General features: G+C 43.5%; 10 protein-coding genes. 2 read left to right on the top strand and 8 right to left on the bottom strand.

The annotated features are described in order from the left end of the window. Positions 1 to 95 precede the first annotated feature (95 nt). The 8 genes from gndA to JWQ85_RS05740 all read right to left on the bottom strand — a co-directional run bounded on the left by gndA (position 96) and on the right by JWQ85_RS05740 (position 10,314). On the bottom strand, positions 96 to 1,523 hold the full coding sequence (gene gndA / locus JWQ85_RS05775) for an NADP-dependent phosphogluconate dehydrogenase (protein WP_299465313.1): 1,428 nt from the start codon (positions 1,521 to 1,523) through the stop codon (positions 96 to 98). 1 nt (position 1,524) lies between these two features. Further along, positions 1,525 to 2,148 (bottom strand): HAD-IA family hydrolase, encoded by a 624-nt coding sequence (locus JWQ85_RS05770; RefSeq protein WP_299465310.1) that lies wholly within the window; start codon positions 2,146 to 2,148, stop codon positions 1,525 to 1,527. Positions 2,149 to 2,157: 9 nt separating this feature from the next. Further along, positions 2,158 to 3,252 carry a transaldolase gene (tal, locus tag JWQ85_RS05765; protein WP_299465307.1) on the bottom strand — a complete coding sequence of 365 codons (1,095 nt, stop codon included), beginning with the start codon at positions 3,250 to 3,252 and terminating at the stop codon, positions 2,158 to 2,160. Positions 3,253 to 3,380: 128 nt separating this feature from the next. Next, complete coding sequence (gene rpiA, locus JWQ85_RS05760; RefSeq protein WP_299465305.1) at positions 3,381 to 4,082, bottom strand: ribose 5-phosphate isomerase A; 702 nt, start codon at positions 4,080 to 4,082, stop codon at positions 3,381 to 3,383. An 82-nt stretch (positions 4,083 to 4,164) separates the two neighbouring features. After that, positions 4,165 to 6,171, bottom strand: coding sequence for a transketolase (gene tkt, locus JWQ85_RS05755; protein WP_299465302.1), 2,007 nt, complete (start codon positions 6,169 to 6,171; stop codon positions 4,165 to 4,167). 21 nt (positions 6,172 to 6,192) lie between these two features. Next, positions 6,193 to 6,948 (bottom strand): ROK family protein, encoded by a 756-nt coding sequence (locus JWQ85_RS05750; RefSeq protein WP_299465299.1) that lies wholly within the window; start codon positions 6,946 to 6,948, stop codon positions 6,193 to 6,195. Positions 6,949 to 7,286: 338 nt separating this feature from the next. Next, entirely contained in the window at positions 7,287 to 9,686 is a 2,400-nt protein-coding gene (locus JWQ85_RS05745; RefSeq protein ID WP_299465297.1) for an alpha-L-rhamnosidase N-terminal domain-containing protein, read from the bottom strand. Between the two features lie 97 nt (positions 9,687 to 9,783). Beyond that, the gene (locus JWQ85_RS05740) at positions 9,784 to 10,314 is read right to left on the bottom strand and encodes a DUF4920 domain-containing protein (RefSeq protein ID WP_299465292.1); all 531 of its coding nucleotides are present in this window, start codon (positions 10,312 to 10,314) and stop codon (positions 9,784 to 9,786) included. Between the two features lie 57 nt (positions 10,315 to 10,371). Between JWQ85_RS05740 and JWQ85_RS05735 the strand changes: the two genes are divergently transcribed. Together JWQ85_RS05735 and JWQ85_RS05730 are read left to right on the top strand one after the other, a co-directional pair. Continuing rightward, on the top strand, positions 10,372 to 10,968 hold the full coding sequence (locus tag JWQ85_RS05735) for a ribonuclease HII (protein WP_299465289.1): 597 nt from the start codon (positions 10,372 to 10,374) through the stop codon (positions 10,966 to 10,968). A 60-nt stretch (positions 10,969 to 11,028) separates the two neighbouring features. Next, on the top strand, positions 11,029 to 12,222 hold the full coding sequence (locus JWQ85_RS05730) for a glycosyltransferase family 4 protein (RefSeq protein ID WP_299465286.1): 1,194 nt from the start codon (positions 11,029 to 11,031) through the stop codon (positions 12,220 to 12,222). The last annotated feature ends 17 nt before the right edge of the window (positions 12,223 to 12,239 follow it).

Raw genomic sequence — 12,239 nt, 5'->3', positions numbered from 1 at the left:
TTTAGATCCCCGGTACCGCCAAATATGATGAATATGGTTGGTTCTGATGTTGTGCTGCTACTACTCATGATAATAATTTATGATGTGTATCGGATTTAGTCTTGTGGCGCCCACTGTGTGTGGAACGTCCCTTCTTTGCCAATCAATTCGTAGGTGTGCGCGCCAAAGTAGTCGCGTTGCGCCTGTGTTAAGTTTGATGGCATGCGTTCGCTGCGGAAAGCATCAAAATACTCTAACGACGCTGCATAAGCTGGTGCCGCGATACCCGCATTAACTGCCGATGAAACTATTTTACGGATACCTGGAAGCGTTCCTTTAACCAAAGCGGCAACATCGCTGTCTAACAGTAAATGTTCCAAGCCTTTGTCTTTACCGTAAGCCCCATAAATATTTTCCAGGAATTTAGAACGGATGATACATCCTCCCCTCCAGATCTTGGCGATCTCGTCAAGTTTCAGTTCGTATTTATATTCTTCTGAAGCTTTAGACAACATGTGCATGCCTTGTGCATAGCTAATGATCATGGTGAAATAGAACGCCTGCTCTAAAGCGGTAAGCAGCTCATCTATATTACCTTCAATAGTTTGGTTGTCATTAGTGCTGTATATAGCGGCAGCTTTTGTACGTAAAGCTTTGTATTTAGAAAGATCGCGCATGGCAACCGCGGTATCTACCGTTGGGATAGGTGCCTGCAGGTCCATAGCGCTTTGCGAGGTCCATTTACCGGTACCTTTTGCACGTGCTTCATCTTTAATGTCATCTAAAAGCAGGTGGTCTGTTCCCGGCGCCTTAAACTTGAATATATCTTTGGTGATATCCAACAGGAATGATTGCAGGCGGCCGTTGTTCCAGTCGGTAAATATTTTACCAATAGCATCGTTATCCAGCTTTAAGCCTTTCTTCATTATCTCGTAGGTTTCTGCTAATAATTGCATTATACCATACTCGATACCGTTATGCACCATCTTCACAAAGTGGCCAGATGCACCAGGGCCAATATAGGTTACGCAAGGCGCGCCGTCTACCTTCGCTGCAATGGCCTCAAATATGGGCTTCATTACGTTATAGGCATCTTTATCTCCACCCGGCATCATGCTTGGGCCGCGGCGTGCACCTTCTTCGCCACCAGATACACCCATACCGAAGAAATGCAGGCCTTTAGCCTCCAGCTCCTCTACACGGCGGTTGGTATCTGTAAAGTGCGAGTTACCGCCATCAATTAAAATATCGCCTTTTTCCAGTAAGGGGGTAAGCTCCTCAATAACCGCGTCTACAATTTTACCCGCAGGTACCAGCATCATAATAGCACGTGGCGTGGTAAGGCTCTGTATAAATTCCTTTACATCGCCAAAGCCCTTAACGGCTAATTGGCCGCCTTCTTCATTTAACGATGCTACTTTAGCGGCATCCTTATCATGCCCTGCTACTGCGTAACCATGGTCGGCCATGTTTAATAGTAGGCTGCGGCCCATAACGCCTAAGCCTATCATGCCGAAAGCATATTTATCTGTTGTATTGCTCATGTTAATTGAGATTTTCTTTCTTAAGGTCGTTTAATATTTTCTTTGTGGTTTCAAAGTCGGTATGCAGGAACGAGCGGATACCCAGCTTTTCGGCTGTGCGTACAAACATTATCCTGTCATCAAAATACACGCACTGGCTTGGCTTAGCCTGGGCAATACCCATAGCCAGCTGCCATATACCCGGGTCGGGCTTGCGCATTTTTACCTCACACGATGATATAAAGGCGTCGAAACACTCGTGCAGCTTAAATTTCTGCACCCGGTAATCGTTCAGTTCTTTCCCCTCGTTGTTAACGGATATGATGCGGAAACCGCAGTTCTTTTTCCATTCCTTTAACCATTTAAGCATATCCGGCAGTTCAACCGACTGTGCGTAGATAAACTCTTTAAAATCTTCGCGAACAAAATCGCGCGGATGGTTAAAAATTACAGTATCCAGGTATTCGTCAAGGGTGATACTGCCTATCTCGTATACGTTAAATATGAAATTGTGCAGGGCGTTCACCTCGTCGTAATCCAGGCCAAACTTTTTGGCCGCTTCATGGCGGGATTCGTGGCCCCATCCGTTGGTAAGCAAAATGCCGCCAACGTCAAAGAAAAGGATTTTCAGATCTGCGTTTTTCATCGGCTTTGCTTATGCCTCTATTTTTTGATCTTCGATAGCTTTCAGCAATTTTTCGAAAGGCTTGTTAAATTTATCAATACCCTCGTCTTCCAGTTGCTGGGTAATTTTATCAAGGTCGATACCCAATTCTTCAAGCTTAGCTAAAGTAGCCGTTGCTTCTTCTAAACCGGTTTCTAAAGTGTTTGCTGCAATACCATGATCGCGGAAAGCATCAATAGTTTCTAATGGAACGGTATCAACAGTATCCGGGCCAATAAGGGCCTCAACGTATTTGGTATCTTTAAACGCAGGGTTTTTACTACCTGTACTTGCCCATAACAAACGCTGTGGTTTAGCACCTTTGGCAGCTAATGCTTTCCAACGGTCGGTGCTGAATACTCTTTTATAAATTTCGTAAGCTTTTTTAGCTGACGCGATAGCAACCTGACCAACAAGATCTTTTTGGCCTTTTTCTTCTAAAAGCGGGTCAATAATAACATCAATCCGGCTTAAAAAGAAACTTGCTACTGATGATATATGTTCGATATTATGGCCTGCAGCTAAATGATCTTCTAAACCAGAGATGTAGGCTTCGGTAACTTCTTCGTAACGGTCTAAACTAAAAAGTAAAGTAACGTTGATGTTGATGCCTTTACCGATAGATTCGCGAATGGCTTGTAAACCCGGTTTAGTACCCGGAATTTTGATCATCACGTTTTCGCGGGCAACTTGTTTCCAAAGTAGTTCGGCTTGTTTGGCCGTGCCTTCGGCATCTAAAGCTAAAAACGGAGAGACCTCAAGGCTTACGTAGCCATCGGCACCTTTAACTTCTTCGTTGTATACGCCGCTAAAAAGGTCGGCCGCAGCCTGTATATCTTTGATAGCTAAACCAAAGAAAAGCTCTTCGGTGGTTTTGGCGGTTGCGCCAAGCGTTTTTATATCTGCATCATAATCAGAACTGCTGGTTATGGCTTTTTCAAATATCGCGGGGTTTGAGGTTACGCCTCTTACGCCATCTTCGTCAATCAGTTTTTTTAATTTACCTGATGCGATGATCTCGCGGTCAATAAAGTCAAGCCAGATGCTCTGGCCGAAATCATGTATTTGTTTTACGTTATTTGCCATGATAAATGTATGTATTGTGGTTTTTAATTCTTGTTATTTATTAATTTTTGTTGCACAAATCTCAGGTTTAATACACCCGATAGTGTAATCCTAATCTCCTAATTACGTTAGGTTTAAGTCACAAATTATTAGTCGTTCTCTGCTGTTAAAATTTTCAGGTCGTAACCAATAAAAAGGCCGCTTTCTATCACCCCGGTTATGGTTTTTATATCCCTTTCCAGGGTGTTTTTCACTTCATCAAAACGGCAGTCTAATATCAGGTTGTTGTTCTCGGTAATTATGGGGCCGTCCTTGCCTTTGGCCGGCCTTAAAACTATGCTGTTTGCACCAAGTTTTTTTAATTCTGCCTCTACATGCAGCAATGCCTGCGGGAAAACTTCGATAGGGATCGGGAAGTTAGTCCCCAGTTTATCCACCCGTTTCGAGCTGTCAACAATAATATAATTAAGCGGACTGCTGCTTATCAATAGTTTTTCTTTAAACATGGCGCCACCACGGCCCTTTATTAAACCATTGTTTGGGTCAACCTCATCGGCGCCATCAAACAGCCAATCGGGCGTGTGCTCAAACAAGGTGGTTAAGGGTATGCCCAGTTTACTGCAAAACATAGTTATCTCTAAAGATGTAGGGATAGCCAGTATATTTAGTTTTTCGGCTTTTATCCTTTCTGCAATAGCCAGCAACGCCATATAAACCGTAGAGCCCGAACCAACACCAAGCACATCGCCATCCTTTACCTTTTCGGCAATTTGCTGCGCTACTTTTTGCTTGCCTGCCGGATTAATGATCTGTGATGACCACTCAAGCGTGTTTATTAAATTGTTATCCATTGGTAAGAGAATCAAGAACTTTAGAGGCAGGAATCAAGAAAGATTTTTGTCTTGTCTCTTGATTCCTGGCATCTTGCTTCTATTATAATAAAGCTTTCGCTCTTTTTACTACGTTATCAACTGTAAAGCCGAAGAATTTGTACAGATCTTCTGCCGGGGCCGATTCACCAAAGGTGGTCATGCCCAGCATATCGCCTTCGTCGGTAGTGTATTTATGCCATCCCATTGGCGATGCCATTTCTACAGCTAAACGTTTGCGGCTTGCTTTAGGGAATACCTTTTCTTTGTAAGCGGCATCCTGTTTTTCAAACAGCTCCCACGATGGCATACTTACCACACGGGTTGATATACCTTCTGCTTCCAGTTTTTCTTGTGCCTGCATGATCAGGGCAACTTCCGAACCGGTAGCCATTAATATCAGGTCAACATTTTTGCTGGCTTCTGATAAGATGTAAGCGCCTTTTTCAAGGCCATCGGCTTTACCGTATTTACCCTGATCAAGAATAGGTAATCCCTGGCGGGTGAACACCAATACAGTTGGCCCACCTTTTTTCTCGATAGCTACCTTCCATGCAAATGCAGTTTCGTTTGCATCAGCAGGGCGTATAACCGTTAAATTAGGGATAGAACGCAGAGAAGCTAATTGCTCTACCGGCTGGTGGGTGGTACCATCTTCACCAAGGCCAATACTATCGTGTGTGTAAACAAATATCGGGCTTATCTTCATAATGGCTGCCAAACGGATGGGCGGGCGCATATATTCAGAAAACATCAGGAAGGTTGCACCAAATGGAAGCAAGCCTTTTGTTAAAGCCATACCATTTAAAGCCGAGCCCATAGCATGCTCACGAATCCCGAAGTGGAAGTTGCGACCGGCCCTGTTCTCAGAAGTAAATGAATCAAAATCTTTAAGGTTGGTTTCTGTTGATGGTGCCAGATCCGCAGCGCCACCAATAAGGTTTGGCAGGCTTGCAGCAACAGCGTTCAACACTTTACCAGATGCCTGGCGGGTTGCCATTTTAGGGTCGGATGCTTTAAAGGTTGGCAATTTATCTAACCAGCCTTTTGGCAATTCGCCTGCAAATGCAGCTTCGTATTCGGCAGCTAATTCAGGGAATTTCTCTTTGTATTTAGCAAAAAGCTCGTTCCATTTTTCTTCTCTTTTGATGCCCCTTGCACCTTTTTCGTTGTAAAATTTTAATACTTCGGTCGGTACTTCGAATGATTCCTCCGGATCAAATCCAAAAAACTCTTTTACCAGTTTTATCTCATCCGGGCCAAGCGGCGAACCGTGTGAGCCTGCAGTACCAGATTTATTTGGGCTACCATAAGCTATCAGCGAACGAACACGGATCAATGATGGTTTTTGAGTTTCGGATTTAGCGTTGATGATAGCCAGTTCTAAAGCATGGGTGTCATTAACATCTGGCAGGTCCTGCACATGCCAGCCGTATGAGCGGAAACGTGCGCTTACATCTTCGTTAAAAGCAATATCAGTGCTGCCTTCAATTGAGATGTGGTTATCATCGTACAGGTAAATTAAGTTGCCTAATTGTAAATGACCGGCTAATGAAGCCGCCTCAGAGGTTACACCTTCCATCATATCGCCATCACTTACTATAGAGTAAATGTTGTAGTTGAAAAGATCGAAACCTGGTTTGTTATAACGCGCGGCTAAATGTTTTTGGGCAATGGCAAAACCAACACCGTTTGCAAAACCCTGGCCTAACGGGCCGGTGGTAACGTCAACACCTGGTGCCAAACCATACTCGGGGTGGCCGGCAGTTTTGCTGTGTAACTGGCGAAACTGTTTGATATCATCTAAAGAAAGATCATATCCGGTTAAGTACAAGAAATTATATTGTAAGATACAAGCATGGCCGGCAGACAAGATAAATCTATCGCGGTTTGCAAAATCAGGATTTTTAGGGTTATAATTTAAAAACTTGGTCCAAAGTACGTGGCCCATTGGGGCTAAAGCCATTGCCGTGCCGGGGTGGCCCGAATTTGCCTTTTGTACTGCATCTGCCGAAAGTATCCTTACGGTATTTATTGCTAATTGCTCAAGTTCGTCGTTCTGTTTTTCCATTGTTTTTATAAAAAGAGATTATTATTTGGTTGGGGTTGCCATAGCGGTGTGTGTAACCGGATGTTTATCCTCCTGCCACAATTTTGCCCCGCCTTTAATGCCATCGGCATTGGTTACTATTTTCATGTTTTTGTCCAGCTTAAAGCTAAGCAGGTCAGAGTTTCCACCACCTATATATAAATAGTCGTAATTGAATACTGTTTTCAATATTTTGAAAACTTTTTCCATCCGTCGGTTCCAGCGTTTCTCGCCTATTTCGTCAAGCGCTTTATCGCCAATATACTCGTCATAATCGCGGCCCTTTGATACAGGGTGGTGTGATACCTCCAGGTGGGGAAGCAGGTGCCCATCCATTAACAGGGCGGTGCCAAAGCCTGTACCCAGGGTAATTACCATTTCAAGCCCTTTACCGCTTACCACGCCAAGGCCCTGCATATCGGCATCGTTTACTACCTGTGCATCTTTACCCAGATCTGCTTGCAGCAGCTTCCTGAAATCAACATCTTTCCAGAAATCGTTACCCAGGTTTGGCGCTGTCTTCACTATGCTGTTTCGTACATATCCCGGGAAGCCTACAGATATTTTATCGAAAGCAGGGAAACCTTTTACCAAGGTGTTGATAGCCTTGATCACATTATCCGGAGTAGCCGGATTGGGGGTAACTACTTTTTTGTAATCCATAGTAAGGTCGCCCTTACTGTTCAGTATTGTAGCTTTTATGCTGGAGCCACCGATATCAATTGAAAGGATTTTTAAGTTGGAAGGGGTAGTTTTCATGTAACCGGTGATATATGTTAAATGCTTATTCAGGTATTCCGCCGTAAATATCACATTTTAAATAATAAATAGATATTATTTGGCTATAATATTAAAATTAACCAAATTAACAGTATCTGAATAACATAAGTGTAATGTCGATGTTATTTTATGCTGCTGTTTACTGGAAAGGTAACCAGTTTGCTTTGGAAAAGGTTTTTTGGAGAGGGGAAAGCACGGTTTTATGACATTTAAGAAACGGAAGGATAGGGGGGGATTTACCTGTCCTAAAGGAGACGGGAAGTATCCCGTCTCTACATTGGCTTTCGTAGAGACGCGATACTTCGCGTCTTAAATAATTATATGGTAAAAGTATTTTTACCGCCTTTTAAATTATAGCTTTTTCCCTTCCATAAAAACACACCATCCGTTTTTATAGGCAGGCTAATGCTGATATTCCATTTAGCACCATTTTTAATGTAGTTAACAGCAACTGTACCATTGGGGTGCGGTATCTCGCCCGAGGCATTTTCCATTTTACCCAAATGCGGTTCTATCTTTACTTTACTAAAGCCCGGCGCATAGCTATCTATCCCCAACACTGTGCGGAAAAACTCAATATTCGGACTGGCACCCCATGCATGGCAATCGGAACGGTTATGTTCCAGATCAGATATTTCGGCCCAGGTGGTTAAGCCCATTTTGATATTGTTGCGCCACACATCCAGCCAGTTCATATAGTGGTTACCTAAACCACCTTTTACCATGGCCAGGTGCAGGTAATATTTAAAGTAGATGGTGCATTGAACCAGGCTGGTATCGGCTTCCAGTTTTTTTGCAAGCGAGAGGGTAGTCGATCCGGTCGTCATTCCGCTTAAAATAGCCAGCGAATTTGCATGCTGCGAGTAGGTGTCTTTATCTTTTGTATCGGCATAAACCCCTTTACCGACAACCCAGTATTTATTTTGAATGGTTTGTTTTAGCTGTGCTGCCTTAGCAAGGTATTGCTGCGCATAAACAGGCAGGCCCAGTTTAGCCTCCATTTCGGCAGCTTGCTGATAGGTTAAAAGCAGTTGCAGATCCAATATGGCCGAGTTGCCATTGCCATCTTTTGGGGGCTGACCAAAATCCCAGCCTTTTTGGTCGGTTGAGTTTTTATTTATCCAGTCCACAAATTTCCAATAAGGCAGGTTTTTGAGTGAACCATCTGCCTGCTGGTATTTGGAAAAGAACGACAATACCTGCCGGGCGCCATCCAGTTTGCTTTTTACAAATCCGGCATCGTTACGATACATCCAGTAATCGTGCAGCATGCTGATGTACCAAAGTGAGAAGGTAGAGATGATCTGCGGACTATAAGATGGATGCCTGCTTAACGTAAGGCCCTCTGCAATGCGCGAGTGATCTATCAGGTTAATAGCGTTACGGGCAAGGCGGTCATCGCCGGCATTATAGTAGGAAACCATAGCCTGGATGCGGCCGTCACCAACGTATTGCAGTTGCTCATAGTAAGGGCAATCAAAGTAGGTTTCTACCGCGCATAAGCGGGCGGTTCGCCAGCCAATATCCATTATCTGTTGATTTTCGGGGTTGCCGATTTCCAGTTTGGCGTTCATTTTAAACGGATAGCCCGTAAAAGTGCCGTAGATATCGTCAATGGTTAGCGGCTGATCTTTAGTAGTGATGTTTACCAATATGTACCTGAACGTACGGAAGGCCAGCGTGGTAAAGCTTTGGTTATTGGAGCCATCGGCAGTAATGCTATCCTTGCGGCCTACAAATTTATACCCATCTATATCGTTACGGTTTGGTTTAACTATTTGATAGGTGTTGCCCACGTTTACCATTGGCGATTCACAATAAGTAAGCGAGATACCTGCTTTATCGCCGCCACTCATATTCATCGTTAAATAAGCGTTAGTTAAAAACGATTGGTCCAGCAGCATTGATGCCGTAGTATTTGCCGGGATGGTAACCGCGGTTTTTGTAGCCGGGAAACCCGATGGGGCGTTAAATCCCTTTGCCTTGCGTAAAGATGCAAGCCGTTGCACTTTCAATTCCATTTGCGGCAATGATGACGGTACCAGCATCCACCCAAAAGCATTGGTTATGCCTTTGGGGTTGCCCCTGTCAATTTTTTGAGCCTGTAACCATAGGGTGTCATTAAAGCTGTTGGTTGTCCAGTCTTTTATAGTTTCGTGCATATCCAGCATTTCGCCCGGGCCCGCCACATAGTAAGTAGAGTAACCCACCCCTGTAAGCGGGTGGTATGCTTTATTGCGGATGCTTTTCCAGGTATCGTTTGTGTTTAATACTTCCTCTTTTTCGGTATCGCCCTGCAAAATGAAAGCGGTACGCTCAGAGATCTGTGCTTCGGGGCGGTAATCTCCTTCGTTCCAAACAAGCGCTGCTACCGTATTTTTACCAGCCTGCAGGTATGTGGCAATATCTATGGTTTCAAAATTCCAGTAATAGGTATCGCCACGGGCCGGGCCCGTACTAACCAGTTTATCGTTCACGTATAGTTTGTAGCGGTTATCTGCCGATACATGGATCACAAATTTGGCCGGCTTTGTGGGCAGGTCAATGCTTTTACGGAAATGATAAATGCCGTAATCTTTATTGGGTTCGTTAGGTATGCTTATCCAGGTAGCTTTCCATTGTTTGTTTAATATATCGGGATTTATGCTTTGCGATAATGCGGTTTTAGAGACAAAAAAGCATAGCAATAAGGCTGCAACGGTAAATATTGATCTCATTATGAATTATTACAGGTTTATTTTTAAAGATACGATTTGTAATAATACAATTTGTTTGGGTTGTAAGTACTGTGAGTAGGCGCGCCTATTTATAAACCTACCTATCTACCATTAAACCCCTTACCTCAAAAGTTATGCGTGCCTTGGGGTTAACTTTTTCCTGATGCTGTTTAGCCCCAACAACTGTATCCCCGGCAAAATGCTGCATATCATCGGCAATTAATACCCGCTGGGCCACGCCTTCAATTATTACCCCACGGCCTGTAATCGCTTTTGGTAATGTGATGTTATAATTTTTAAAATGAGCGGCTATAACCTTTCCGTGGCCTGCATCCATTTCAAACCAGCCGCCCTTTTCTTTAATAACCCTGATGATGGTACCTGTTATAGCAGTAGTCTGCCTGATCTTTTTACCCATAAATGCCTCTATTTTTGTTGCGGGTACAGGTGCAATATTTTGAGGGTTATCGCCAAAAACCATTCCGTGCGGTAATGGGGTATGCTTTTGGGCAAAGCAATTAAATCCGCAAAAAATAAAAACCATGAGTGCCAGCTTTTTCATTATCCCTTTAACATTCGTTATAGTTGTTAGTTTGACCTGATTAGCCGCCGGGAGTTTATTTTTCAACAGTTATTGTTTACAGCGAGCTTATTTTAGGATATTTGTAAACGATCAGGGAAATAGATGTTATTAGCAAGATACCAGCACGAATATATTGAAGCAGGATGTGACGAAGCCGGACGTGGCTGCCTTGCCGGGCCTGTTTTTGCCGCCGCTGTGATCCTTCCCCATGATTTTGACCATCATTTACTGAACGATTCTAAACAGCTTACCGAGGAGGTGAGGTACAAGCTCCGTATAGAGATAGAAGAAAAAGCAATTGCCCACGCCGTGGCCTGGTGCGATAATATCGAAATTGACGAGATCAATATTCTTAATGCATCTTTCCTGGCTATGCACCGTGCTATTGATAAACTGCTGTGCATCCCGCAATTTTTGATCATTGATGGTAACCGTTTCAACAAATACGGCGAAACCCCTCATAAGTGCATAGTAGAAGGCGATGCCAAATATTTCAGCATAGCGGCAGCATCTGTCCTTGCCAAAACCTACCGCGACGATTACATGAAGCAAATTGCTTTAGAGCACCCGGAATATGATTGGCATTCAAACAAGGGTTATCCAACCATTAATCACCGTAAAATGGTGCTTGAACGCGGCCATACGCCATATCATCGTAAAACTTTCCGTGTAACCGAGCCATTGCCAAGTATTTTATAACCTTTACTTTGCCAGATACGTTAAGGTTAATAACTTTGACTTAACCAATTAATACCCGCCTTGAGGATCCTTATACTAACACACCGTGCCCCGTTTCCGCAGAATGGTGGCTACCCTATTGTGGTAGGCAATACCATAAAAGGTTTGGTTAGGCTTGGGCATAATGTTTCCCTGATATCCCTTAACGTAAAAAAGAATAACACAACAGCCGAAAGAGACGAATTACTGGACAGGATAAACTATATAGAGTTTGATATTGATACCCGCATATCGGTAATTGAAGCAGTAAGCAATCTGTTCACCAATAACTCTTATAACATTGATAAGTATTATAATGCCGGTTTTGAAAAGTTACTGTTAAAAAACCTGCAGGACAACCAGTATGATGTTATTCAGTTTGAAGGGATTTTTGTAGCGCCTTATCTTGGGGTTATCCGGAGGCATTCAAAAGCGAAGATCATTTTTAGGGCACATAATATAGAGCACCAGGTATGGCAAAAGCTGGCCCAGCAAAAAAGCGATCCGTTTAAAAAGTGGTATCTGCGCCTGCTTGCCCGCCGTATTAAAAACTACGAGCTGGAGCTGCTGAATAAATTTGACGCGATTGTGGTTTTTACCGAGCAGGATAAAAGCTCCATGCTATCTTACGGTGCCAAAATACCTTTAAGGGTTTTACCTATCGGGATAGACCTTTCCTTATATAAACCAGACCATAGCAAAGTGGATTTTCCGAGCCTGTTTTTCCTGGGGTCGCTGGATTGGTTGCCTAACCGCGAGGGGATAGAATGGTTCATAGATAATTTTCATAAAGACCTTACCGATGGCGACCTGAAGGCAAAGTTTTACGTGGCGGGCCATAATATCCCCGAGCAGTTTGACGATTACGAAGTGCTGGGCAAAGTATTTATACATGGTGAGGTAGATGATGCCCTGGAGTTTGTGAACAGCAAATCTATCATGATAGTGCCGTTGCTCTCTGGTGGTGGTATGCGGGTAAAAATAGTAGAGGGTATGGCCATGGAAAAATGCATCATATCTACATCGCTTGGTGCCGAAGGTATTAATATTGAGCACGGCAAAAATATCATCATCGCCAACAACCTCGACGAGTTTTATAATGCCGTAAAAAAATGCATTACCGACGAGCATTTTTGCCGCAAAATAGGCCGCAATGCCCGCAAGCTGATAGAACTGCAGCATGATGTAAATACCATAACCCGCCAACTCGCCGATTTTTATCAATCAATTATATAAACTACCTGCGCACTACA

Origin of the sequence: Mucilaginibacter sp., from assembly GCF_028288105.1 — a bacterium.
Classification (GTDB): domain Bacteria; phylum Bacteroidota; class Bacteroidia; order Sphingobacteriales; family Sphingobacteriaceae; genus Mucilaginibacter.
This window is presented reverse-complemented; position numbering and strand designations above follow the sequence as displayed.